The sequence below is a fragment of the Dyella japonica DSM 16301 genome (assembly GCF_001010355.1).
GTDB lineage: Bacteria > Pseudomonadota > Gammaproteobacteria > Xanthomonadales > Rhodanobacteraceae > Dyella > Dyella japonica.
Window position 1 is genome coordinate 1 of the sequence record NZ_JPLA01000027.1, and the last position, 25,027, is coordinate 25,027.

Below are 25,027 nucleotides of genomic sequence, written 5' to 3' on the forward strand. Positions count from 1 at the left end.
GGGCGTGGGTATCGGCGCTATGGCCCAGCAAGGCCCAGCTGCCGCCCACCACGGCGAGGGCAAGAATGGCGAGTATCCATCGGTTTTTCATGTTCCGCTCCCGAAATGAACTCGTCGAAGTAGGACTACCCCGACGATCAGGAGCGGAAGATTAGGTGTACTATCTGGTTCAATAAATGCTTTTTGATGCAACGCAATAGTGACTGCGAGTCACGAATGGGGTGAAAATCCAGCCTATGGAAGACTTTGCCGCAATCTCTGCGTTTGTCCGGGTGGTCGAAGCCAAGAGCTTTGCCGCCGCGGCCGCCCAACTGGGCATGACTCCCTCCGGCGTCAGCCGTGCCGTGTCCCGGCTGGAAGAACAGCTGGGCGCCAGGCTGTTGTTCCGCTCCACGCGTTCGCTGCGTTTGACCGACGATGGGGCCTCGTTCCATGCACGTTGCAAGGAGATCCTGGCCGACCTGACCGAGGCGACCGAGGCCCTGGGCTATGCCCAGCGCAAGCCGACCGGCAAGTTGCGCATCGGCGTGCCGGCCGCCGTGGGCCGTACCGTGATCATCCCCCGGCTGGCGGAATTCGAGCAGCGCTATCCCGACATCCGTCTGGAGTTGTCGATGTGCGATTACCCCTACGACCTCAATGAGGAAGGCATCGACTGCGCCGTCCGGGTCGGGCCGCTGGAGGATTCCAGCCTGATCGCCCGCAAGATCGGCTACCTGCGCAACGTGATGATCGCCTCGCCGGACTACCTGGTGAAGCACGGGGCGCCGCAGAGCATCGAGGATCTGAAGGACCATCGCTGCATCAACTATGTGCAGCCCAATGGCCGTCCGCGCCAGTGGCAGTTCGAGACGCCGAGCGGGCAGGTGGCGGTCGACATCGAGGCGCACCTGCTGATCAACGACGCCGAGTCGGTGATCCAGGCCGTGGTCGCGGGCCTGGGCATCACCCAGGCGCCGCATGTCATCGCTGCCTGCATGCTCGACTTCGGCAAGCTCGAGCTGGTGATGACCGACACCACCTCCACCGGCAAGCCGGTGTGGATCGTCTACCCGCAGAAGAAGCACCTGTCCGCCCGCGTGCAGGCCTTCATCGAGTGGGTGCGCGAGGTGTTCGAGCAGACCAGCGAGCCGGGCAAGCACAAGAAGCCGATGGTGGCGGCGGTGCCGGAGCGCCTGAGCGCCTGAGCGTCTGACGCGCAACCCAGCTGATCGCGGTGGCGGGGTGTCCAGAGCCACGCCATCCTCCGGAAGGAGCATGGACGACGCGGCAGTTCTCCTGTATCTAGCACGCTGCAGCAGGGGGCCAGTGCAGCAAACTGCACGGGTTGCAATGGCGCCATCGCCATCGACACATCGTTCTCAGAGGGGGGAACGTGAAACTCGGAATGAAATGCTTACTCGCCGGCTCGCTGGCGATGGCTCTGTGCGGCCTGGCGCACGCGAATGGCGTTCTGATCAACGCGGCCAACCGAACCGACATGGTCTACGACCATGCCCGCGGACTGATCTATGTCGCCAATGGCTCCCAGGTCGAACGCTACGACGTAGTGCACAACTATCCGCTCAGCCCCATTGTGCTGGGTGGCAGTCTGATGGGTCTGGATCTGTCGCCCGACGGCCAGACGCTCGCCGTGGCAGATGGTGCGTCGCTGGGCAACAACAACGTCGTGCACCTGGTCAATCCCGATACGCTGGTCGATACCAAGGCGATGACAGCCTCTCAGCTGGTCGGGCAAAACGGCCTGTTCGATGTGCTCTACGCACATGACGGCACGCTGATGGTGACCGGCATGTACTCGGGAAGCGGCTGGGTGCCGTTTCAGCGCCTCGATCCTTCGAGCCTGACCTGGACCAACATCGCCATGCCGGCCAGCTCAGGTCCGGGAATTCTGCAGAATACGATGCTGGCGACCGATGCCGGCAAGCGCACGTTTGCACTGGCGGAGAGCAATATTTCCGACGGACGTTGGGACGTCTATTTCCCGGCCAGCAATGCGTTGGACGCGCGCAACGGGTACACCGATGGCACGTCGGCCTTCAATTACGAAGTCGGCATCAGTGGGGACGCAACGCAGTTCACCATCGTCGCGGCATCGGGCGTATTCGTTTACGACGCCAGCTACAAGCGCTTGACCACGCTCGGCGCCTCGGGCCTCACCGCGCATCCGGTGGGAGTCGCCTACCATCCGGTTGACCACAAGCTGTATGCCCCCATGGCGGGCACGAGCAACGTGCTTGTCTACGACACCGATACGTTCCAGCAGATCGGCTCGTACGATTTCCTGAGCAGCTTTACCGTTCCATCCTGGAACGCCGGCTTCATGGGCGGCCGCACGCGTCTGTCCGATGACGGCTCGATCCTGATGGTGTCGGTAGCCGGCGGCGTGCGCTTCCTGCAGTTGTACACGCCGCTGGCCGCTGCGCCGGTGACGGCAACGAGCGGGGGGCATCGTACGAAGGTGAACTTGCCCGGCAGTATCGGCAACAACGGCAAGATCGCTTACGCCGTGGATAGCCAGCCGGCGCATGGCCAGGCCTTCGTCGATGGCAGCACGCTGACCTATGTGCCCACCGTGGGTTACAGCGGAACGGACACCTTTACCTATGCTGCCTACTATGGGCGGGCCAAGGTGACCGCGACGGTGTCGGTGACGGTGACCGCAGACAACACGCCTTATGCGCCAGTGGTGTCTTTCGATACGTTGCCCGTGCTGCATCCGACGACGGCCATCCCGGGCAGCGGCCACGTGCCGGGGGACTTCACTGGCGACGGATCGTCAGACTTGCTGTGGTTCAATCCGGGCACGAGTCAGGTCGCTTATTGGCCGATGAGTGCCAGCCGGGCGCCTGGTACGGGCAAGACGGCGCCGGTAAGCCGCAATGGGGGATTCACGTACAACGTCACGCCGGGCTACTTCGTCGGCGCCGTGGGTGACTTCAACGGCGATGGCTATGCGGACCTGGTCTTCACCAGCGCCAATCGCGATCTGTGGATGTGGACCAACATTCACGGCGGCCACTTTTCCTCGGTGCAGTTCGGCACGTACCCGGCCAACTGGCAGCTGGTGGGTGCGGCGGACATCGATGGCGATGGTCATGACGATCTGTTGTGGCTCGACCCGAGCGACTGCCAGTTCGCGTATTGGTTGATGAATGGCAGCACGCGTGTGGGTTACCGGATTGTCTCCGTGCCATGCGGTTATTACCCGGTGGGCATCGGCTATTACTCGCCGTCGGGCATGGCGAGCCTCTTGTGGAGCAGTGCCGCCAACGACCTCTGGGTGTGGGATTCGCATAGCGGTGCCTTCGCCTCGTATGACATGAGTGCGACGCTGACCCAGTGGGGCGGCGGCAACGTGGACCCGCGTTACATCTGGTCGTTCGGTGGTGGCTGGCAGGGCCAGGGCATCGGTATTGAATGGTTCAAGCCGTCCAACAACACAGGCTTTGGCGGCCTGCTCTCGCGCACCTACTCCGCACAGACGCAGACGTCTTATACGTTGACGCCGTCGTGGGCCGGCAATGGATGGATGGACAAGCCCGAATCGGGTGGTTATCAGATCCTGGGTGGCTACAACAGCACAGCGCTGTACGTGCTGGACCGGTTGCACAACACGATTGGCACGAGCGGCGTGCTGGTGGACCAGAGCGACTTCAGCTATTCGGGCGTCGCTCCCATGCCCACCAACCCGCAGCAGTGGACTTACCCGCAGGGGTGGTATGTGATCGGTGCGCCTTCCAATGGAGCGCAGCCGCTGCCCTGGCGGTAAGAAACAAGAGAGGGGGCGCAAGCCCCCTCTCTGTGGTGCGCCTGTCAGAGCCTGCTCAACCGCCCGCCGGCACCAGCAAGAGCAACGCCGCGCCGACCACGATGCGATAGATCGCAAACGGGATGAAGCGATGGCTGCGGATATAACCGAGCAGCCACTTCACCGCGATGAACGCAACGATAGCCGACACGACAAAGCCGACGCCGAGCGCGGTCCAGTCTTCGTGATGCACGCCGCCTTCCTTCAGCACCTTGAGCAACTCATAGCCGGTCGCCGCGTACATCGTGGGAATGCCGACGAGGAAGGCGAATTCCGTCGCCGCCGCGCGGTTGCTGGTACCAAAGAGCATCGCCGCGAAGATGGTGGCGCCCGAGCGTGACGTGCCCGGAAAGATGCCTGCGATCATCTGCGCAATGCCGACCAGGATCGCCACCACCCAGGTCACGCGCGTGCGGTCCGGCTGCCGGGCCGCCAGATATTCGGCCACGATCATCCAGATGCCGCCGATCACCAACGCCCACGCCACCGGCGTCACTGCCTCGGGCAGCTTGAAGCCCAGCTTCACCGCGATGAAGCCAAGCACCGCCGTAATCATGAAAGCCACGAACAGCTTGGCGAGATAGTCGCGGTTGGCCGGATCGCGCCACTGCGTGAACAACCGCCAGATGCGGCCCCAGTAGATGAAGGTGACCGCGAGGATCGCGCCCGCCTGGATGCCTACGTTGAACAGGTCCGAGCGTTCGCCCAGACCGAACTTCTCGGCGATCAGCAGGTGGCCCGTGCTGGAGATGGGCAGGAACTCGGTGATGCCCTCGATGATGCCGAGCACAATGACGTTGATGAGATCGCTCACGGATGGGCTTCCATAGCCTGCAATAAGGCGCCATAGCTTAAGTGGATCGGCGCATGTGATGTGGACTTCGACACATCATGGATGATCGTAGGTTCATGCGATGGTGCGGCGCGGCGACGATGGCGCCGTCCAGACAGTACAGTCCGCGTATCGCGTGAATGAATTTTCCGATGAATCCGACGTCCGCTTCTCCCTCCGCCGGCAAGGCTCCTCTTCGCGTACTGATGCTCGAAGACGATGAACTGCTCAGGGATCACGTGCTGGTTCCCCAGTTGCAGCGATTCGGCTTTGAGGTGGTCGCGGCAGGTAACGCAAGTGTGCTCGAACGCTACATGCAGCCGAGGTGGCCGGACATCCTGATACTGGATGTGGGCCTTCCCGATGCGGACGGATTCGACCTCACGCGTGAGCTGCGCTCGAAGATGGGTGACGTGGGCATCGTGATGCTGACGGGCCGCAATGGCATGGCCGATCGCGTGCGCGGCCTCACCGAAGGGGCGGACGCCTATCTCACCAAACCGGTGGACGTGGACCTGCTGGGCGCCACCCTGTACAGCCTCGCGCGTCGCCTGCGTGCCTTGCCGCCGGCCCAGGCAGGGCGCTGGCGGCTGGACGCGGACGGCTGGTGCCTGCTCGAACCGGCCGGAAACGCGGTCGCCCTTACCAAGACGGAGGGCAAACTGCTGACCCGCCTGCTGGAGACGCCCAACCATCCCGTGTCGCGCGCCGAACTGATCGAGATGCTGACCGACAACGTCTACGATTTCGATACGCACCGGCTGGATTCGCTGATCCATCGCCTGCGCAAGAAAGTACAGCGCGTGGTGGGTGCGCCATTGCCGCTCAATGCGGTGCATGGCGAAGGGTACGTGTTCGTCTTGCTCTGACGTCACGCGGCGACGAAACGCCCGCCGGTGGATCGCCGGAAGGCGCGCCGTCAGCGCGCCCAGACGTTCGCCAACGCAGACACGGGCGTCATCGTCGGATGGGCGCCTGCTCCATGACGACGCTTCGACAACGGCAGCCGGATGCGGAACGTGGTGCCTCGATCAGGATGGCTCTCGACCGTGATGTCGCCCGCCGCCTGCACCACCAGGTTGTAGACCACGGTGAGGCCCACGCCGGTGCCGCGGCCGATCGGCTTGGTGGTGAAAAACGGCTCGAACATGCGGGCCTTCACCTCTTCGGTCATGCCTGTGCCGTTGTCGCGCAGTGTAAGTACCACGCCGCTTTCGCCTTCGCGCGACAGCGCCGCTTCAAAGCGTCCGCCGTCGGGCATGGCATCGCGTGCGTTGGAAGCAATATTGAGGATGGCCAGTTCGAACTGGCTCTGGTCGAAATCGATCAGCAGCGTATCGGCGGGTGTTTCGACCATCAGCTGGACATGGTTGGGAAACAGCTGGCGAAGCATGAGCTCGAGGTCGCGGGTGGCCTGCGTGACGTCGAAAGTCTCGATGTTGGTGGTGTCGTGGCGGCTGAAATTGAGCAACTTGCGCGTGATGGCATCGGCGCGCCGCGCCGCGGTCTCCACACCCAGCAGAGCCTGCGCCAATGCAAGGGCATCGGACGAACGATCCGCGCCGGGCTCATCCAAGCGATAACGTTCCTGCGCAAACCCAAGCACAATGCCGAGGACGTTGTTGAAGTCGTGTGCAATGCCCTGCGAAAGGCGGCCGATGGCATCCATCTTCCGCGAATGCAGCAGCTGCTCCTGGGCCAGTTCGCGCTCGAGCATCTCATGTTGGAGCTGGCGGCGATGCGTGTCCGACTCGGCCAGTGCTTCGCGCAGTGCACCGATGCTTCGGTCGAGAATGATGGTGATGAGCGCGTAGCTGAAAGTGCGAAAGAGCAGGTCGTGATACGCCGCAAAGAAGTCGTGCGCCGCGCGGGTCGAATGCAGGTAGTCGGCGGTCATGCCGGTGGCGAGCACCAGCAGAATGGTGACGTAGATGGTCCACAGCGCGCGCCGGCCAAGCATCAACCCGCCAAGCGCCAGCGATATGAGCAGCAGCGTGTCCCCCGGCGTGACCTTATAGCCAAAGGTGGCGTAGACGACCACGCCGCAGATCAGTTGCGTGGCGAGGAACTGCTTTACCGCCTGGCGGAACTTGCCCCGTCGAATCAGGTACAGGCCCAGCCACGCGGCGGCGGTAATGGCCACATCCGTACCCAGGTCCACGGTGATGGACACCACCGGTCCGGTCACGGTCTTGTTGAAGAACGTCGCGACCATGTACGGCCATTCCGTGGCCAGCAGGTAGATCTTCATCAAGGGCGTGCGCAGGCCCTGGAAAGCCAGCAGCAGCTGCATGAAGACGGCGTTTCGCCGGTCAACCGGATCACTGATGGGAACGCGGTGCAGCCACGCAATGACCCGTTGCCACGCGGTCGATCTGGAATGTGCAGACATGAACGGCAATCCCCCCGGACGTCAGCTCACCGAAGCCAATCGGGACGTCCATCAAGCGGCCATGGTGCTTGGTGAGTTTTTGTAAGTCGAGCGAAATTGTGGTGCGTGACGAGCGGCGGATGCTTCCTCTACGGTCCGGATGACCTCGCCGTTACGTTTGTATTGCATCGACGTGGCGAGGATTCGGGGAGCGACACAGCAAGCGATCGCCAGGATCTGGCTGCCGGGGGGCAGCCAGGCCTGGACGGCTTTTTGCGCACGAATTTCGGGGAGAAAACCACTATGTTTCGATGTAAAGCGGGGGTGCTGCCTTGGGCAGCGCTCATGTTGTTGGGCGTTGGCTCGCCCCTGGTTGCCCATGCGGCACCGACGCAAGCCAATCCACTGAACCTGGCGCCGGACAAGGCGCGCATCACCGGCGCCGTCGACAATGCGCGGTTGACCACCCTGGCCGGCAGCCGGCCCACCCGGGCCATGATCGCCTCGGATACCGGCGCGATGCCCGCGGGCAGCCAGATCCACAATATGACGCTGATCCTCAAGCGCAGCGCAGAGAAGCAGGGGCGCTTCGACGCCTATGTGAACCAGCTCAACAACCCTGGTTCGCCCTACTTCCACAAGTGGCTGACCGCCAAGCAGATCGGCACGATGTTTGGTCCGGCACAGTCGGACATCGACCAGGTTACCCAGTGGCTGACCTCGCAGGGCCTGAAGGTCGAACGCGTGATGCCCTCGGGCGTGATGATCCGTTTTTCCGGCACCCCCGCCGCGGTGGGCAAGGCGTTCCACACCGAAATCCACCGCTTCAAGCTGAACGGTGAAACGCATTTCGCCAACACCAAAGAGCAGCAGATTCCACAGGCGCTAGCTTCCGTCGTGGGCGGTGTCGCCTCGCTCGACAACTTTTTCCCCAAGCCGCAGTACCACAACGTGGGCGTGGTGAATAAGGACAAGAAGACCGGCAAGTGGAAGCAGCTGTCGGCCAATCCTGCCTTTACCGTGCCACCGGGCACGGTGGATACGGCGGCGGCCTACGATGTGGTTCCAGCAGACTTCAATACGATCTACAACGTCACCCCGCTGTGGAACCAGACCACGCCGATTCGCGGCGCCGGCCAGACCGTCGCGGTGCTTGAGCGCACGGACGTGCTGCCTGCGGATATCAACACATTCCGCCAGGCCTTCCTGCCGGCGGATGCGAAGGGCATGGTGAACTACACCAACCCCATCGTGGGTGTCGGTGATACCAGTTGCCCCGATCCGGGTCTCAACGGCGATGAAGGCGAAGCGGCCCTGGACGCGGAGTGGGCGGGAGCCGCTGCGCCGGACGCCAACATCATGTTTGCCTCCTGCGACGACAGCAACAGCCCGAGCTTCGGTCCGTTCACCGCCGCGCTCAACATGCTCAACAACTTCGACGTACCGCCTCCGACCATCTTCAGCCTGAGCTACGGCGAATGCGAAGTGATGAGCCTTACCAACGTCGTGAGCCAGGTCGGGCTGATCTGGCAGCAGGCGGCGGCAGAAGGCGTCACGGTGTTCGTATCCTCTGGCGATGCCGGTTCGGCCGGTTGCGATCAGAACGAAGCGGCAGCCCTGTTTGGCTCCGCGGTGAACGCCATGGCATCCACGCCTTTCAACGTGGCCGTGGGCGGTACGGACTTCGACGACTTCAACCAGTACAGCAAGTACTGGACGCAGAGCAATCTGGTCTACGGCCAGTCCGCCATCAGCTACATCCCGGAGCAGACCTGGAACACCTCGTGCGCCAGCAGCAAGCTCGATGTCGTGCTGAAGCTCAGCGACGGTGTCACGGCCTGCAACGACCCTAAGGGCCAGCAGTTCCTCAACACCGGTGGCGGCAGCGGTGGCCCGAGTACCTTGTGGAACCAGCCTGAATGGCAGACGGGTATCTATGGTGCGCCAGGCACGGCTACGCGCATGCTGCCGGACGTATCGCTGTTCGCGGCCAATGGCCTGTACGGCCACGCGCTGGTGTTCTGCATGTCCGATCCGGGCGTCGGCGGTACGGCCTGTGACTACACCAACCCCGACAATGTCTATTACAACAGTGCCGGTGGCACCTCGTTCGCTGCGCCGGCCATGGCAGGCGTGCAGGCGTTGGTGAACCAGGCCACCAACCAGGCCCATGGCAACGTGGCACCGGCCCTGTATGCCTTGGGTACGCGCGAATACGGCACCAACGTGTCGCCGAACACCGGCATGCTGGCGGCGTGCAATTCCTCCAACGGCACCTCGGTCGGCGCCAACTGCGTGTTCAACGACATCACCCAGGGTGATATCGACGAACCGTGCTACGCGGGCAGCACGTCGTGCTATTCCGGCAAGGGCAGCAATGCGTTCGGCGTGGTCAGCCACGGTGGCGATGTGAGCCTGGCCCCGGCATGGAAAACCCAGGCGGGCTACGACTATGCGACCGGCCTGGGCTCGATCAACGTCGCCAACCTGGTCAACGCGATGACCGCCTATGACCACCCGCGTCAGCGTGGTTACGCGTCGCCAGGCGACTTCCTGGGTCCCAACGCTGCCGGCGTCGACGGTTACAGCGACATCGCCCTGGTCGATTCGGTGGCTGGCATCTTCACCGATATCTCGATGCAGGGCAGCACCGCCATGCAGACGAAGACGCAGTCCATCGCGCCGGGCTACACGATCGGTGCCGTCGGTGCGTTCTACCAGCACATCGATGACCCCGCAGGCGAATTGCTGCAGGCGCTGCTGCCCGGACTCAACCTGGCCAGCGTGGCCTGGACCGGCCCGGACAACCAGCTCTACGTGTGGCTTTCCAACGGCAGCGGTGGCCAGGGCAATTACCTCGCCTCGGCCCAAGGTGCCCCTTACGGCGCTGGCTGGACGCTGGTGGGTGCTGGCGACTTTGACGGTGTCGGCAAGGACGAGCTGCTCTGGCGCAACGAGAGCACCGGACAGATTGCCTGGTGGCAGCTTGATCTCACCGCCACCTTCCGCCTCGGCGCCATCCAACGTCATTTCTTCGTGGAGCCGCCCTCTACGCTTGCCGCTGCCGCGGGCTATGTCCCCACCATCGCCGACGTCGACGGCGACGGTTACGCGGACATCGTGTGGACCAGCCGCAGCGACAACAGCGTGTACGTATGGATCAACAATCACGCTGGCGACTTCGTCCGTCACCGCATCAACGATCATCCCGCCGGCTTTACCTTGTATGGCGCAGGCGACCTGACGGGCAACGGCAAGACCGCCCTGATCTGGACCAATCCCTCGTCCAACCAGATGAGCTGGTGGGTGATGAACGGCTTCAATGTGGTGGATCAGGAGATCCGCAGCGTGACGCCCGGCTATACCTTGTCCAGCATCGCCGACTACAACGGTGACGGCCTGGCCGACCTCCTGTGGGTGGGCACGGCAGGCGACGTCTACGAGTGGCAGGCCACGGGCTCGGGCTTCGAACCGTTCCGGGTGACCGATGCCTATGGCAGTCCGCTGGTGATCCCGGCCGGCGCGAAGGTGCAGGCGACGCGCCTGCAGGGCTCGGCCACGGCGGGTTACACCATGCCGTCCACACCCTGAGCGCACCATCCGCAGCTTCCGTGTTGCGGCGTGAGAAAGGCCGGACTATCGTCCGGCCTTTCTTTTTGCGTTTGCCGTGAGCTCGTGTCCTGGCTGCCCTGATTGCCACTACTTGGTGCTATGACGGCAGGTACTTAGCTCGCGTTTGGTGCAAAGTCGGGCTGCTGCGTGACCCTCCACACGTGGAAGTCCTTGTCACAAAAGCGTTTCGAGTCATGGCATAGGCTTTGCAAAAGCGCTCTCGTCTTTCCACATTCCGTCGTTCCAACGCTGAGGTTTCCCATGTCGTCCCCCGTCCAGAAAGTGCTCGACCTGATCCAGGAACACGAGGTCGAATTCGTCGACCTGCGTTTTGCCGACATGCTCGGCAAGCATCACCACGTGACGTTCCCGGCGCATGCCATCGACGAGGGCACGTTCGAGGACGGCAAGATGTTCGACGGTTCGTCGATCGCCGGCTGGAAGGGCATCAACGAATCGGACATGGTGCTGATGCCCGATCCGGACACCGCCTACCTCGACCCGTTCAGCGCCCACACCCAGATGGTCCTGCATTGCGACGTGCTCGAGCCGTCCACCATGCAGGCCTATGGCCGCGACCCGCGTTCCATCGCCAAGCGCGGTGAGGCGTTCCTCAAGTCCACCGGCATCGCCGACACGGCGTTCTTCGGTCCGGAGCCGGAATTCTTCATCTTCGATTCCGTGCGCTGGCAGAACGACATGGGCCGCGTGTTCTACGAAATCGGCTCCGAAGAAGCCGCGTGGAGCTCGCGCTACAAGTACGAAGACAACAACACCGGCCACCGTCCGGGCGTAAAGGGCGGCTACTTCCCGGTCAGCCCGGTCGACTCGCTGGGCGACCTGCGCGCCGACATGTGCAAGGTGCTGGAGTCACTCGGCCAGGTGGTGGAAGTGCATCACCACGAAGTGGCCAATGCCGGCCAGTGCGAGATCGGCGTGAAGTTCAACACGCTGGTGAAGAAGGCGGACGAACTGATGACGATGAAGTACGTCATCAAGAACGTGGCGCACCAGAACGGCAAGACCGTCACCTTCATGCCCAAGCCGATCGTTGGCGACAACGGCAGCGGCATGCACGTGCACCAGTCGCTGGCTAAGGACGGCAACAACATGTTCGCCGGTGATCTGTACGGCGGCCTGTCGCAGACGGCGCTGTGGTACATCGGCGGCATCTTCAAGCACGCCAAGGCCATCAACGCGTTCGCCAACTCCACCACCAACAGCTACAAGCGCCTGGTGCCGGGCTTCGAAGCGCCGGTGATGCTGGCCTACTCGGCCCGCAACCGTTCGGCCAGCTGCCGCATTCCGTATGTGTCCAGCCCGAAGGGCCGCCGCATCGAAGTGCGCTTCCCCGATCCGATGAACTCCGGCTACCTGGTGTTCACCGCGCTGATGATGGCCGGCCTGGACGGCATCATCAACAAGATCGACCCGGGCGCACCGGCCGACAAGGATCTGTACGACCTGCCGCCGGAAGAAGAGAAGAACATCCCGCAGGTCTGCGCCAGCCTCGACGAAGCGCTCAACGCGCTCGACAAGGACCGCGACTTCCTCAAGGCCGGTGGCGTGTTCACCGACGACTTCATCGATGCGTACATCGCATTGAAGATGCAGGAAGTGACCCGCTACCGCGCCAGCACGCATCCGCTGGAGTTCCAGATGTACTACGCGCTCTGATCGCAAGTTTCCGCGATGGCAGAGAGACGACGGGCGCTTCGGCGCCCTTCGTTTTTTCTGTGGCTAGAATGCGTGCAGGGACACAAGGGGAACTTGCATGCATCGCGCGCTGAAGGGAATGCTGTGGGCGGTCGCTGGAATGATCGTCGCCATCGTGGCGGCGTTTGCATGGGGGCGCTTGCGGCCGCCGACGCCGGAGCAGGCCAACGCATTGGCCGCGCTGCAAGCGAATAGCCAACCGCCGCAGGGGCGCAATGCGTATCCATGGCTGTGGTTTGCTGATTACGACGTGCCAGCTGATCAGCTCGACGCGGCGTATGCGAAGGATCGCCTGCGCGTGCTCGCGTGGGAATCGAACTTCAAGCCGGGAACCGGCAGCACCGACCCCATACCCAACCCGCAAGCCGACTTCCCCGCGCTTGCGAAGATGTCCCGCGCAGATCGAGAGCTGCTGTGCAAGCCGCGCGAAGCCGATTGCCCGGGCAAAGTGCGAGCGCATCGCGATGAAGTGAACCAGTTGCTGACACGTCACCAGCACAGGCTCGCGCGTGATGAAGCGCTGCGTGACTTCGACTACGTCTGGACAGATATGCCCATGGCCCCCGTGGCGCCGATGCCGTCCTTCGGTGCATCCATGGGACTGTGGCATACCGCCATCGCAGCGAACTTCCTCGACGGTCACGCAGCACAAGCGATGGACGCCGCCTGCACGCAAGTGGCGACCATGCGCCGACTGCACGCGCACAGCAACACGCTGGTCAGCACGTTGATCTTCGCTGCGCGGTTGCGTGGCGCCGTGCAGCTGTTCGTGCAGCTGTTGGCGGCGTTTCCGGCCGATGAACCTCTGCCCGCATCGTGCGCGGCAGCGTTCGTGCCGGTGACCAACGCGGATATCGACCTATGTCCGAGCATCCGCTCGGAATTTGCCCTGGTGGCATCCCCTGAGCTCTTCGGAAAACAGGAGCACTGGTACGACAACCTGAGCGTGAATGCGAAGGGGGCGCGACTCATGTTGGCGCCGCGTTACGGTGCCCTATGCAACGCATCGCTGCCAGAGAGGTTGTTGTCGGACAAACGCGTGGCGTTGGCGACCGCTCCGCCAGACGTCGACATCTTCGATCTGGTTTCCAATAGCGCGGGCACCATCTTGTCCCGTATTCCCGGACCCGCCTTCGATCCCTACCTCGCGCGCCAACAGGATGTCGCTGCCAGTCTTCGCATGGGCGCCCTGATCCTCTGGTTGCGGGAAACGCACGATCACGCTGTGCCGTTGCAACAACGCTTGGCTACACGTCCGGCGTGGATGCTTTTTGCGGACGACCGTCATGTCGAGGTCACGGCAGACAGCAAGAGTATTCACATGGATGTGCGGGACACCACCAGCAGTGATCCATGGCCCACCATCTGGCCGCTTCCTGCAGGGATCTAGGACATAACCTCAACGGCCGTTGCCAAAGTCCACCACCCAAAGCGGCGCAGGAAAGCCATCACCGATTGCGGGCGCTGTTGCCGGCATCCAGGGCTTGCCCTGGGCGAAGTCCTCGATCGATGCATAGCCGCCGAGGACGCGAAACGGCTCCATGGCATAGGGCAACCCTTCCGCAGCGAGCGGCGCATTGGCATCGCTCACGTGGAAGTGCAGATGCGGGCCGGTGGATTCGCCGGTAAAGCCTAGTTGCCCGATCACCTCGCCGCGATGCACACGCTGGCCGGCTTTCACGCGGATGCTTGCAGGCTTGAGGTGTTCGTAGAACGCGTAGCGTCCATCGCCCAGATCGAGGCTCACGTAGTTGCCGGCAGCATCTTCCAGCGTCACCTTGTGCGCGGCACCTTCGGCCAGCGTCGCCGGTTCGGCGACGCCTTCACCCGTCGATGCCACGGTGGCATCGGCGACTGCGACCACGTTGGCGGCATAGCCGAACCATTGGCTGGGCAACTCGCCCTTGTCCTTGGCGAAGCCCCCGTGCGGTCCCAGAAGGATCCAATCGATCGCAAACCGGCCAGGTACTTTGACGCTGCCGTCGGTGGCGTAAAGCACACGACGATGGCCGCGCTCCCAACTCGCATCGTAGATCGCTACCCACGGGCCGCCACGCAGGGGCGCGCCGAGTTGCAGCGGCGGGCGCCGGGATGTCGTGATATTGGCGCCATCGGCGGTGAGGTCTTGATTCGCCTGAGCGGCGTAAACCACGCGGTGGTGCAGGTGCACCGCAGCGGTGTCGGCAAGCGGGACAGAGAGATAGGCCACGGCCGACATGCCCGGCGCCATGCGCAAGCGCTCATCGCCTTTGGCGCGATCGGCCCTGCCGACAGCTGCGGCCAGTTCGCTGCCCACCAAACCGACCAGCATGTGTTGCTGATCGTCGAGCACTTCGATGCGCTGGATCGTCAGCGTCTCCTGCGCCTCGTTGGTGAGGTGCAGTTCGTACAGCAGGGACGCCTTGCCGGCGACGACGACCGGTTCCGGCGTCCACGGCACGCGCAGATCGAATGATTGGTGCAGCGGTGCACGTTGCGCGATGACGGCTGGCGCAGTGAGCAACATGAGCAAAGCGAAGAGAGACCCGCGCCAGCAACGCATCGGCGTCATCCGTGTGGATAGCAGCGCGAGCTTTGATCCGCGAAGGATCAGGCGCCAATGCCAGAGGTCACTGCGCCCGTTGCGGCGGGATAAAGCAGCGTGTGACGTCGCCACGAGGGGATGGCGGCGTCACACGCTCGTTGGTGGTCAGTGCAGTTCCACCACCACCAGACCCTGCGGCGGGATATCGATGCTCAGGCGGCCGTTCTGCAGGGTGGCCTGTTCCGGAGCGGCGAGTTTGCCCGCCTCACGTAGCTGAGTGATCTGTTCGCGGCTCGGGGTTGCCGGGCGGCCCATTTTGTCGAAGGCGGCCACGGCGTTTCCGTGATCCTGATCCAGGCGCCACACCGTCGCACCGGTGGCTTTGCCCAGATGCTTCAGGTCCACATCGAAGTGCTTGGTGTCGCCGGTGGGCACGCCCGGCGTGTAATCGGCGGTGTCGCCCAGTGGCTTGGTGTAGTTCCACAAGGCCAGCACGACGGTGCCATCGGCGCGGCGCGTGGCCAGGGCGCTGTCAGTCTTCAGCGGCAGCTGCGTCTCGCCGAGTTTGTGCAGCATGGCGAACGCGTTGAACGCGGGCTTCTCGATGCGATCGGCAGCGATCAGGCCAAAGCCGCCGTAGAACGGCGTCTTCACCACGCCTTGTTCGTCAAACACGTCGGAGAACGACCAGTAGCTCATCATGTCGACCTTGCCCGCGCATTCGCGAATGGTGTTGGCCATCCACGGGCCCATGTAGACCGTGTCGGTGACATTGGGCAGGTTGGCGTACGAAGCGTTGTATTCGCTGTAGATCAGCGGCAGCTTCGGGAACGGCGATGCGCCGATTTCCTTATGCGACTTGTCCACGGCGCGGCAGACCATGTCCCGGCGCGGAATGTTTTCCGTGGTCTTGAACACATTGTCGGCGGTGTCGTCGCCGTACACATGCGTGCTGACGAAATCGATCGGCGCGCCGCTCTGCTTCACATGCTTGAGGAACTCCGGCAACCACGCCGCCTGGGCGGTGGCCGGGCCGCCGATGCGGAACTGCCTGTCCACCGACTTCACCGTGCGCGCGGTGCGGTCGTACAGTTCGTAATAGGTGTCCTTCTCCGGCTTGCCGCCCCAGAAGGCGAGATTCGGTTCGTTCCAGACCTCGAAGTACCAGCTGCGCACTTCGTCGATGCCGTAGCGCTCGATCTCATGCTTGAGGAAGGCGCGCACCAGCGCGTCCCACTCGGCCGGATCCTTCGGCGGCATCACGTTGGGGTGATACCAGAAGTCGTGGTGGCTGGCCGGATCGGTGCTCATTTCCGGCGGCATGAAGCCCAGCTCGACGAACGGCTTGACGCCACGCGCGAGCAGGCCGTCGTAGACCTGGTCGACATAGCTGAAGTTGAACTGCAGCTTGCCCTGCGCATCGCGGTAGGCCACGCCCATGTCGCGGTCGAAGATGCCGTGGAAGCGCACATAGCTGAAGCCGGTGGCGCCCTTCACCGCTTCCAGATCCTTGCGGTAGTCGTCGCGCAGCGCCAGCACGGCGCGGCCGGAGCCGAACATGTTTTCCCAGAAGTGCGGCAGCGGCGTGCCCTTGGCCGTCGCATCCACCTGCAGCTGCACGGCGTCGTTGCCGGCGGGCGCCGCGTGCACCGAGCCGAGCAGGGCGAGGCAGGCCGCGGCGCAGGTGCGCAGGGCAAGGCGGCGGAGCGGCGACGGGGTAGTCATGACGAGTCCTTCGATCAACGGGGAGAGGGTTGGCCGGCCGTGATCGGGCGGCTACGATGTAAACGTTTACGTCGATGGTGACGGAGTCTCTTACAGACCGGGTCACCTGATCAATAAGGGAAGTTCACAGAATCCGGCGCCGCTGCGCTGCAGCATGGGATGTATCCGATGTCAGACCCTGTCTCCAAGGCTTTTGCCCCGCTTCGGATCGCCATGTTTTGCTGCATGGCATGGCTGGTCGCGGCGGCCGCATCCGCCGCGCCGGCGGCTTCGCGGACCTGGGCCAACCCCGTCGACATCGACTACCGTTACAACTTCGAGCAGATGAACGAGGGCATTTCCTACCGCACCGGCGCCGACCCGGCGGTGGTGCGCTACGGCGATGCCTACTACCTGTTCATGACGCTCGCGGACGGTTACTGGCACTCCACCGACCTGCTGCACTGGGACTTCGTGCAGCCCGATCAATGGCCGTTCGACAGCGAAGTGGCGCCGGCCACGCTGGTGGCGGATGGACGGCTATTCCTCATGCAGTCCGCCACTGAGCCGCGGCCGTTGCTCGCAAGCACGGATCCGGCGCACGGCCATTGGACCTTTTGGACGCGTCTGTTGCCGCCTATCCCAGGCGCCGTCTCCAGCGTCGGCGAAGCGACGATGAAACCCGATGAGCTGCCGCCCGGCCCCTGGGACCCTGCGCTATTTCAGGACAACGACGGCAAGGTCTATCTGTACTGGGATTCGTCCAACGTGCATCCGCTGTATGGCGCCCAGCTCGATCTGAAGTTCGGTGATGCCGACCAAGGCGAGGGCAAGCGTCTGAGCTTCGCTACTCGGCCGCAGTCCTTGCTTCAGTTGAACCCGACCCAGCACGGCTGGGAGCGCTTCGGCCAGGATCACACCGATGAAACGACCAAGCCGTTTCTCGAGGGCGCCTGGATGAATCGCCACGGCGACCGCTACTACCTGCAGTACGCCGCGCCAGGCACGGAGTTCAATGTCTACGGCACCGGCGTCGTGGTGGGCGATGCGCCGCTCGGCCCGTTCCGTTATGCACCCTACAACCCGGTCGGCGAGAAGCCGGGCGGTTTCGTCACTGGTGTGGGCCATGGCTCAACCTTCGAGGACGCCCACGGCAATGTGTGGAATACCGGCACGTCGTGGATCGGTTCCAACTGGACCTTCGAGCGCCGCATCGGCCTCTACCCAGCCGGTTTCCATGCGGACGGCCAAATGTGGATCGATACCCGCTTCGGCGATTTCCCGCACCGCATGCCCGACCATGCGATGCAGGAAGGCGAGGACACCTTCACCGGCTGGATGCTGTTGTCCTATCGCAAGCAGGCCACGGCATCGTCATCGCAGCCCGGGCATCCGGCCTCGGCAGCGACGGATGAAAATCCGCGCACGTTCTGGCTGGCCGACAGCAACACGGCGGGTCAGACGCTGACGGTGGATCTTGGCGGCGAGCGCACGGTGCGCGCCGTGCAGGTGAACTTCGCGGACTACCAGTCCGGACGCTACGGTGATGCGCCCGACATCGTCACGCAGTTCGTGCTGGAAGGATCGCGCGATGGCACGCACTGGAGCACCTTGGCCGATCTTTCACACGAAACGCGCGATCGCGCCAACGCCTACGTCGAACTCGATCGAGCGGCGCGGATTCGATATGTGCGCTATCGCCATCAGCATGTGGGCGCACGCACGCTGGCGATTGCGGATCTGCGCGTCTTCGGTAACGCCGACGGTGCACTGCCTGCAGCGCCGGCGCTGCAGTCGGCCAAGCGCCTGAGCGACACGCGCGATGCCGAGATCGTGTGGACGCCGGTGCCCGGCGCGGTGGGTTACAACGTGCGCTGGGGGCTGGCGGTCGATCGTCTGCATTCGACCTATCAGCGCTTTGCCGACCAACCCACCCGACTCGTACTGCACGCGTTGAACAAGGGCGTGAACTACGTGGTGGCGGTCGAAGCGTTCGACGAGCACGGCGTTTCCGCGCTTTCACGCGTGCAAAGTCTTCCCGCGGGCGATTGATCAGCCGTCGAGCGTCTGACGCAACTGCTGCAGCGCCGGCAACAGCGTGTCGGGTTCGCGCAGCGACTTGCGTGCCGCGCCGATGGCCTGACGCAGCCGGCCCGGTGTTTCGCCCCGCGCGATCACTTCGATGGCCGCTGTACGGCATGCCAGCAGCGTATCCACCCAATCGGCGGGCTGGACGGTACGAAAGCCTTGCGTGAATCGACGCGCGGCACGAAAGGGTGCAGCCATGCCGGCCAGCTCATCCAGCGTCTTGGCCACGCGTGCGGGACTGCGCTCAGGGGTGGCCGGATCGGTGGCTTCGGCCATCGCCGCAAGCGCATCCGCCAAGCGACGGCGCAGTACATCGGTAGAGCGCACCGGCCACACGAACCACGCCGAGGCCAGCCCGATCACAGCGCCGATCAGAATCTCCTCCAGTCGCTGCCACAACAGCATGCCAGGCGGCTGCGGCTCAAAGCCTTGCAGCAGGGCCAATGCCAGGGTGACGAACAACGCCCACCATGCATAACCGAGCGGACGCAACCAGACACCGAAGAACAGCGCGGCAAGAATCCACAGGCCCGTGTTGATCGGACTCGCCTGTGCATGAAAGCTCAACGACATCGCGAGCACGGTACCCGCGGCAGCACCGAGCACGCGCAGTCCGCTCTTGTAGGCCACGTCCAAACGCCCGCGATTGCCGCTGTGGACGATGAAGGCCGTGAGCACGATCCACGCCCAGCGCTCGGCGAAGCACTGGTAACCGACCACGAAGGACAGCGACAAGGCGACCGCCATCTGGATGGCCATACGCGTGCTGGCGGTGGGCCGCAGCCTGCTCTCCTGCCCGGGCGTCGCAGCCGTGGGTGCCGGTGCGGTCAACGGTGGCAGCAGGCCCAGTCGGCGCGCCACCACATGAAACACCGTCACCCATAGCAGCGACAGCAAGGCGACCACGATCGGCACCAGCATGGGGGGAAGTACGCCGTTCGCGGCAGCGCGCACATGAGGCACGGTCAGCAAAGTGACAAACGGCAAGGCGATCAAGTGCCCCGCACGACGCGCCATCGAGCCGAAGTTGCGCAACCAGATCGACACGAACATGCCAGCGACAAACGTCAGCGCGCCGACCCAGGGCAATTGCCGCAGCAACATGCCCACGCCTATCGCCACCAGGCCCACCAGCGGCAGGACCAGTGCGGCCTCCAGGCGACCACGCAGGTCGCGATCCAGATGGCTGCGTGACAACGAGAGGGTCAACACCACCGCCAGCACGGCGGGCCCGCTGCCTGCTGCGATGGCCAATGTGCAGCCCAGCGTGGCCAACACCGCGAACATGGTCACCACCGCTTCCACCAGCGGTTGCATCAACACCGATGCATGCGAGCGGGCCAGGCGGATCCAGGTGGGGAAGCTGTTGGTCATGCGCGCTGGCCTAGGGTTTCGGTACGGCCAGGGCGAACTTGCTGGCATGTTGTTCGATCTGCGGATCGAGCGTGCGGGCGGCTGCCAGGTCGGCGTTGCCCGCTTCCGTCTGCCCGCTGCGGATCTTCGCCAGGCCCAGTCCGTAGCGCGACCAGGCCGAACCCGGGCTCTGCGCGACGGCTTGCTCGTAGGCCTTGATCGATTCCGGGTAATGCTCCAGCCGCAACTGCACCAGACCTAGGCTGTCCAGATAGGCCGCATCCGCGCCATCGCGCTTGATCGCTTTGCGGCAGTCCTTCAAAGCGTCGTCGAGCATCTGGTTGCTGAGCGCGCGCGCCCAGCAGCGTTCGTTGAGTGCCGATCCCAGCATGGCGTCGTTGTCGTGCAGGCGTATCCAGTCGTCGAGCAGCGGCAAGGCGGCGGCTGGCTCATCGAGCTTGATGTACAGGGCGGCAATCGAGCGTGCCCGGGCCGATCCCGCGGGCGCGAGCGCGGCGGCCGCTGCTGCATCGGTGGCCGCTCCCGCCAGTTCTTTCGTTGCGTAGCGATGTTCGGCGCGCATCTGCAACGCATCGAGATTCTTCGGGTCCAGGCTCAGCGCCTTGTCCAGATCGGCGAGTGCTGCCTCCGGCTGCTTGTCTGCCATCTGCGCCCGCGCACGCGCGACGTAGTAAGCGGCTTGATCGGGTGCAAGGCGGATCGCCTGATCCAGTTCGGCCACGGCGGCCTTCGCTTCGCCGCGCGACAGGTGTGCCTGGCCGAGCAAGGCGTGCTCCCTCGCGCTGTTGGAGCCGTTCTCGTCGGCCGCGGTATCAGCCGGCTTGGGGACTTCTTCGTCTGCTGCGCTGGCGAAGCTGAATACGCGTCCGCCGTTATAGGTGAAATAGGCCTTCTTCTTGCTGTTGGCGATGAACAGGTGATGGGCGAGCAGGAAGTCCACGCCCAGCAGCATCTCCGTCTTGTCGCCAAAATTTCCGTCGAGCACCATCATCTGGCTGTGCTGGATCGTCTCCGTGCCGACCGAAAACGTATCGATATTCACGGTCCAGGTCCTGACCGGCTTGGCGCCCACGCCGAAGGTGCTGCTGCCGGCCTTGACGCCAAGCGCCTTCACGTCGATGCCTGCGCGTCGTGCCGCATCGCGGCTCAACAGCGTGGCTGCCGCACCCGAGTCCAGCACCGCCCGCACCTTTACGCCATTGATGGTGACGGTGAGAAAGCTGCGCCGGTCAAACCCCATCTCGGCCGGTTCAAGATCCGCGACGTTGTACTTGCCGTCCTTCACCCAATAGGCGAGCGAGGTCTTCTCGCAGTGCTCCACTTTGAACAGCGTCACCTTGCCGTGGGCGAGATCGAGCTCAAGATCGGCGAAGTCGAGCAGGTTGGCGCCAAGCAGTCCATCGCCCACATCGGTGCCGCCCACAATGAAGTCGACATTGTTGAGCGTGGTGCCGAGTATGCCGAACTCCCTGACGTGTGCCTGCTGCACATTCGTCTCGCCGCCCACGCCACCCATGCGATAACCGAACGGCGCCGGTTGCAGCTTGAGCCCCAGCGATGCGGCGTTGGCCTTGGACATGAAGTTGAAGAACGCGCCGGTATCGAGAATGAAGCGCGTGTCGGTGCCATTGATCTTGACCATGGTGGTGGCGCGACTGCCCACCATTTCGATGGGCAGCGTGCCGTAGTCCTTCAGATGGCAGTCCTCGGCCCAGGCTTGCCCTGCAAGCAAGACGCCGATTGCCATGCAGCCCAGCCGCAGCATCCTCATGCCTCACCCCCCGTTGGCCCTGGCCGCAGCATAGAACGGCGGCCAGCTGCGATCACTGCTCGATGCGAGGCGCCCGGCGATCGACGCCGTTCTGGTGCAGCGTCAGCGCCACGATCCTGCCGCTGGCGTCGCGTTCGAAGTCGATCTTGGCATCCACCACGCTGAGGAAGAACTTGTCCCTGGCACTGGCAAACAGGGGGAATGCCGGTTGCCCGGTGAGCTGCACGAAGGGCTGCCCGTCCTTGACGGTGACGTCGATGACGGCATCGTGGGTGAGCTGGTAGTGACCGATGTAGTTCGCCAGCGTGGTGGCGTCCAAGGTAACGGACTGCGGCACCTTGGCGTCGGCCACCTGGGCGCCAACGCGTGGGGCGACATGGTCGCCGTGCTGGTGCAGCACCAGCTGGTTGACCTTGCCATGCTCGTCGCGCTGGAAGCTCAGGCTGATCTCGGCCACGTCGGCGAAGAACTCGTCCTTGGCGCTGGCATACACCGGGAACGGTGCCTGGCCGGTGCCCTGCGTGATCAACTGATCGCCCTTGTGAAAGACAGTGATCTCAAATCCCGGGTGCAGCTCATACGCACCGTCGTAGGCTTCCAGCTCCTGCGCCGTAACGGCGATGCGCTTGTGCGCGGGAGCGAGCGCGACATCGGGCAGCAAGGTCGCCTGCCCAAGGTCATCGACGGTAACGTTCTTGTTGGTCAGCACCACGACGCCATGCCGACGATCGGCGGTAAAGCCGAGGTAGCTCGCATAGCCGCCGGTCATGCCGTTATGTTCGATGATGTCGCCGCCGGCGCTGTGACGCACCATCCATACCAGGCCCAGACGTTCGGACGGAATCGGGCTGTCGGCACGCGGCGTCTGCGCCAGCTGCATGGCGGGGTAGAGCGGCGAGGGCTGCAGTCCCATATTGGCCTTGAGATAGCGCAGCATGTCGTCGGCGGTGCTGACGATGGCGCCCGCGCCAGCCAGCACGTCGAAATGCCAGTTCGCCACCGGTTGATCCTTGCCGCCATGCCCGGGTGCAAGGCGTCCGCGCAGCGCGTCATCCTGCACGCTGGTGCTGTGATGCATGCCCAGCGGTTGGAAGATCTGCTGTTGCAGCAGCTGCTCGTAGCTCTTGCCCGCATGCACGCTGAGTGCGTAGCCGAGCAGGCCGACGCCGAGATTGGAGTATTCGTAGCTCGCGCCGGGATCACGCGGCAGGCTGTACGACGCCAGGAAGGCTTTCAGCTTGGCGGCGTCGTAGTCGACGAACGGATCGTTGGGGTTCGCCGAAGCAAAGTTGGTGGGCATGCGCGGCAGGCCGGAGTTCTGCGAGGCAAGATTGCCCAGGGTCACGCTCTTGCCGTCGCGCGTCGGCACCGTGAAGCCTGGCAGCAGCGTGGCGACCGGCTGATCGAGCTGCAGCTTGCCGGCGATGACCTGCTGCGCGAGCAGGGTCGCGGTGAAGGTCTTGGTGATCGAACCAATCTCGAACACGGTGTCGCCATCGGGCGCGCGACCGCCATCGAGTTTGCCGTAGGTATAGACCGCACTGCGATCGCCATCGACCACGCCGATCACGACGACCGGATATTCGCCGACGTCGATGCGTTGCTGCACGGCTTGCGCCACGCGTGCAGGGAGCTGCGGCGCGTCTGCCCAGGCGGCCGTCGTGACAAGCAGGCAACTCAATGCGAAACAAAGCCGTTTCATGGACATTCCCTTGAGTGAGTCAGACACGGATAACCAGCGCTCGCACCACCGCGCGCGGACTTTGGCAGCCTCGCGTTGAGCGGACAAGACGAGTTATGCATGAAATGCGTCGTGCTTTCTTGCGATGCATGAAGCGGCGATGCGTGCGCTTTGTCCGATGATTTCGCCCAACTCTGGGCGGCAGCAGGTCGCCACTCGCCAGGCTCTCAGGCTGGCAACGCCGGGGGATAGCCGCTACGATCGCTTGCTGCAGCGCACCACTGCGCCGCCCCACGGCCCGAGTAGTCCCCATGTCCGCCTCTTCCCCCGCCCTCGCTCCGGGCACGCCGCCTGTACGCGTTCCCCACGTCGGACTGGTCATCCTCGCGCTGGCAGTCGGTGGCTTTGCCATCGGCACCACCGAGTTCGCCACCATGAGCATGCTGCCCTTGTTCGCGCAGGGGCTGGGTATCGACGCGCCGACGGCCGGCCACGCGATCAGTGCCTATGCCTTGGGCGTGGTGGTCGGTGCGCCGGTGATCACCGTGCTCGGTGCGCGCCTGCCGCGCCGCCGTCTGCTGGTGCTGCTGATGGCGATGTTCACCGTGTTCAACGGCTTGACCGGTCTGTCGCCGAGTTACCACTGGATGCTGCTGTTCCGCTTTCTCAGCGGCCTGCCGCACGGCGCCTACTTTGGCGTGGGCGCCCTGGTGGCCAGTTCGCTGGTGCCTGCCAATCGGCGCACGCGTGCGGTGGGCCAGATGTTCCTGGGCCTTACCTGCGCCACGGTGGTGGGCGTGCCGCTGGCCAGCTGGCTTGGTCAGGCGGTGGGATGGCGCTGGAGTTTTGCGCTGGTGGCCTTGTTGGGTGTCGCGACCATGAGCGCCGTGCTGGCCTTTGCGCCGGATACGCCGGCCGACGCCAAGGCGAGTCCGCTGCGCGAACTGGGCGCGCTGAAGCGCTCGCAGGTGTGGCTGACGCTGGGCATCGGCGCGATCGGTTTCGGCGGCATGTTCGCCGTGTACACCTATCTCGCCGACATCCTGCTGCACGTGACGCATATGTCGCTCGACAGCGTGCCCTGGGTGATGGGCGTGTTCGGCATCGGCATGACGCTGGGCAATGTGATCGTCCCGGCCTTTGCCGATCGCGCGCTGATGCGCACGGCCGGTGGCCTGCTGCTGTGGAGTGCGCTGATCCTCGCCATCTTCCCGTTCACTGCGGGCAATGTGTGGGCGCTCAGTGCCACGGTGTTCCTGATCGGCATCGGTGGTGCGCTGGGCACCGTGCTGCAGACCCGACTGATGGATGTGGCCGGCGACGCCCAGGGCCTTGTCGCATCGCTCAACCATTCCGCCTTCAACGCCGCCAATGCGCTCGGCCCTTTTCTTGGCGGACTGGCGATCGCGCACGGCCATGGCTGGACCTCGCCCGGCTGGGTGGGCAGCGGTCTGGCATTGGGCGGCTTGCTGCTGTGGTCGGTTTCCGCGGCGATGGATCGCCGCAGCGTAGCGACGGTTGCCGCCGAGGCCTGCTGAGCAAC

Annotated in this window: 16 protein-coding genes; 9 read left to right on the forward strand and 7 right to left on the reverse strand. The window is 64.0% G+C overall.

The window, feature by feature from the left end; genetic code table 11:
- The first annotated feature begins 236 nt into the window (after positions 1-236).
- Together Y882_RS10895 and Y882_RS10900 are read left to right on the forward strand one after the other, a co-directional pair.
- Positions 237-1,187, forward strand: coding sequence for a LysR family transcriptional regulator (locus tag Y882_RS10895; protein ID WP_046971945.1), 951 nt, complete (start codon positions 237-239; stop codon positions 1,185-1,187).
- A gap of 200 nt (positions 1,188-1,387) precedes the next feature.
- Positions 1,388-3,772 (forward strand): FG-GAP-like repeat-containing protein, encoded by a 2,385-nt coding sequence (locus tag Y882_RS10900; protein ID WP_082121071.1) that lies wholly within the window; start codon positions 1,388-1,390, stop codon positions 3,770-3,772.
- Between the two features lie 55 nt (positions 3,773-3,827).
- Here Y882_RS10900 and Y882_RS10905 read toward each other — a convergent pair whose 3' ends face one another.
- Positions 3,828-4,625 carry an undecaprenyl-diphosphate phosphatase gene (locus tag Y882_RS10905; RefSeq protein ID WP_046971947.1) on the reverse strand — a complete coding sequence of 266 codons (798 nt, stop codon included), beginning with the start codon at positions 4,623-4,625 and terminating at the stop codon, positions 3,828-3,830.
- A 170-nt stretch (positions 4,626-4,795) separates the two neighbouring features.
- Between Y882_RS10905 and Y882_RS10910 the strand changes: the two genes are divergently transcribed.
- Positions 4,796-5,512 (forward strand): response regulator transcription factor, encoded by a 717-nt coding sequence (locus Y882_RS10910; RefSeq protein WP_052949907.1) that lies wholly within the window; start codon positions 4,796-4,798, stop codon positions 5,510-5,512.
- A 50-nt stretch (positions 5,513-5,562) separates the two neighbouring features.
- On the opposite strand, the gene Y882_RS10915 is transcribed toward Y882_RS10910, so the two are convergent.
- Complete coding sequence (locus tag Y882_RS10915) at positions 5,563-6,936, reverse strand: sensor histidine kinase (protein ID WP_052949909.1); 1,374 nt, start codon at positions 6,934-6,936, stop codon at positions 5,563-5,565.
- On the opposite strand from Y882_RS10915, the gene Y882_RS20270 reads away from it, so the two are divergent.
- From Y882_RS20270 to Y882_RS10930, 4 genes are all read left to right on the forward strand, one after another.
- Entirely contained in the window at positions 6,935-7,120 is a 186-nt protein-coding gene (locus Y882_RS20270) for a hypothetical protein (protein ID WP_162207412.1), read from the forward strand. The two genes, Y882_RS10915 and Y882_RS20270, sit on opposite strands and share 2 nt — an antisense overlap.
- A gap of 239 nt (positions 7,121-7,359) precedes the next feature.
- Positions 7,360-10,605, forward strand: coding sequence for a protease pro-enzyme activation domain-containing protein (locus Y882_RS10920; protein ID WP_052949912.1), 3,246 nt, complete (start codon positions 7,360-7,362; stop codon positions 10,603-10,605).
- A gap of 282 nt (positions 10,606-10,887) precedes the next feature.
- On the forward strand, positions 10,888-12,303 hold the full coding sequence (gene glnA, locus Y882_RS10925; protein ID WP_046971949.1) for a type I glutamate--ammonia ligase: 1,416 nt from the start codon (positions 10,888-10,890) through the stop codon (positions 12,301-12,303).
- Between the two features lie 97 nt (positions 12,304-12,400).
- Positions 12,401-13,732: a hypothetical protein gene (locus tag Y882_RS10930; protein WP_046971950.1), complete on the forward strand. Its 1,332-nt coding sequence runs from the start codon at positions 12,401-12,403 to the stop codon at positions 13,730-13,732.
- 9 nt (positions 13,733-13,741) lie between these two features.
- Here Y882_RS10930 and Y882_RS18910 read toward each other — a convergent pair whose 3' ends face one another.
- Together Y882_RS18910 and Y882_RS10940 are read right to left on the reverse strand one after the other, a co-directional pair.
- Positions 13,742-14,848 carry a M23 family metallopeptidase gene (locus Y882_RS18910; RefSeq protein ID WP_052949913.1) on the reverse strand — a complete coding sequence of 369 codons (1,107 nt, stop codon included), beginning with the start codon at positions 14,846-14,848 and terminating at the stop codon, positions 13,742-13,744.
- 183 nt (positions 14,849-15,031) lie between these two features.
- Positions 15,032-16,591, reverse strand: a complete 1,560-nt coding sequence (locus Y882_RS10940; RefSeq protein ID WP_046971951.1) for a GH39 family glycosyl hydrolase — start codon at positions 16,589-16,591, stop codon at positions 15,032-15,034.
- Positions 16,592-16,816: 225 nt separating this feature from the next.
- Between Y882_RS10940 and Y882_RS10945 the strand changes: the two genes are divergently transcribed.
- Positions 16,817-18,622 carry a family 43 glycosylhydrolase gene (locus tag Y882_RS10945; protein WP_046971952.1) on the forward strand — a complete coding sequence of 602 codons (1,806 nt, stop codon included), beginning with the start codon at positions 16,817-16,819 and terminating at the stop codon, positions 18,620-18,622.
- Here Y882_RS10945 and Y882_RS10950 read toward each other — a convergent pair whose 3' ends face one another.
- The 3 genes from Y882_RS10950 to Y882_RS18915 all read right to left on the reverse strand — a co-directional run bounded on the left by Y882_RS10950 (position 18,623) and on the right by Y882_RS18915 (position 23,505).
- Positions 18,623-20,032, reverse strand: coding sequence for an FUSC family protein (locus Y882_RS10950; protein ID WP_046971953.1), 1,410 nt, complete (start codon positions 20,030-20,032; stop codon positions 18,623-18,625). It abuts the gene before it with no gap.
- Between the two features lie 10 nt (positions 20,033-20,042).
- The gene (locus Y882_RS10955) at positions 20,043-21,779 is read right to left on the reverse strand and encodes an aspartyl protease family protein (RefSeq protein WP_046972000.1); all 1,737 of its coding nucleotides are present in this window, start codon (positions 21,777-21,779) and stop codon (positions 20,043-20,045) included.
- A gap of 76 nt (positions 21,780-21,855) precedes the next feature.
- Positions 21,856-23,505, reverse strand: coding sequence for a serine hydrolase (locus tag Y882_RS18915; protein WP_162207413.1), 1,650 nt, complete (start codon positions 23,503-23,505; stop codon positions 21,856-21,858).
- Between the two features lie 290 nt (positions 23,506-23,795).
- Here Y882_RS18915 and Y882_RS10965 point away from each other — a divergent pair, with 290 nt between their 5' ends.
- The gene (locus Y882_RS10965) at positions 23,796-25,022 is read left to right on the forward strand and encodes an MFS transporter (protein ID WP_046971954.1); all 1,227 of its coding nucleotides are present in this window, start codon (positions 23,796-23,798) and stop codon (positions 25,020-25,022) included.
- Positions 25,023-25,027: the final 5 nt, after the last annotated feature.

Excerpts from the sequence above, each read along its gene's own strand:
- Y882_RS10895 (WP_046971945.1), top strand. The coding sequence starts at position 237 with ATGGAAGACTTTGCCGCAATCTCTGCGTTTGTCCGGGTGGTCGAAGCC.
- Y882_RS10900 (WP_082121071.1), top strand. The coding sequence starts at position 1,388 with ATGAAATGCTTACTCGCCGGCTCGCTGGCGATGGCTCTGTGCGGCCTG.
- Y882_RS10910 (WP_052949907.1), top strand. The coding sequence starts at position 4,796 with ATGAATCCGACGTCCGCTTCTCCCTCCGCCGGCAAGGCTCCTCTTCGC.
- Y882_RS20270 (WP_162207412.1), top strand. The coding sequence starts at position 6,935 with ATGAAGACGGCGTTTCGCCGGTCAACCGGATCACTGATGGGAACGCGG.
- Y882_RS10915 (WP_052949909.1), bottom strand. The coding sequence starts at position 6,936 with ATGCAGCTGCTGCTGGCTTTCCAGGGCCTGCGCACGCCCTTGATGAAG.
- Y882_RS10920 (WP_052949912.1), top strand. The coding sequence starts at position 7,360 with ATGTTGTTGGGCGTTGGCTCGCCCCTGGTTGCCCATGCGGCACCGACG.
- glnA (WP_046971949.1), top strand. The coding sequence starts at position 10,888 with ATGTCGTCCCCCGTCCAGAAAGTGCTCGACCTGATCCAGGAACACGAG.
- Y882_RS10930 (WP_046971950.1), top strand. The coding sequence starts at position 12,401 with ATGCATCGCGCGCTGAAGGGAATGCTGTGGGCGGTCGCTGGAATGATC.
- Y882_RS18910 (WP_052949913.1), bottom strand. The coding sequence starts at position 14,848 with ATGTTGCTCACTGCGCCAGCCGTCATCGCGCAACGTGCACCGCTGCAC.
- Y882_RS10940 (WP_046971951.1), bottom strand. The coding sequence starts at position 16,591 with ATGACTACCCCGTCGCCGCTCCGCCGCCTTGCCCTGCGCACCTGCGCC.
- Y882_RS10945 (WP_046971952.1), top strand. The coding sequence starts at position 16,817 with ATGGCATGGCTGGTCGCGGCGGCCGCATCCGCCGCGCCGGCGGCTTCG.
- Y882_RS10950 (WP_046971953.1), bottom strand. The coding sequence starts at position 20,032 with ATGACCAACAGCTTCCCCACCTGGATCCGCCTGGCCCGCTCGCATGCA.
- Y882_RS10955 (WP_046972000.1), bottom strand. The coding sequence starts at position 21,779 with ATGGCAATCGGCGTCTTGCTTGCAGGGCAAGCCTGGGCCGAGGACTGC.
- Y882_RS18915 (WP_162207413.1), bottom strand. The coding sequence starts at position 23,505 with ATGAAACGGCTTTGTTTCGCATTGAGTTGCCTGCTTGTCACGACGGCC.
- Y882_RS10965 (WP_046971954.1), top strand. The coding sequence starts at position 23,796 with ATGTCCGCCTCTTCCCCCGCCCTCGCTCCGGGCACGCCGCCTGTACGC.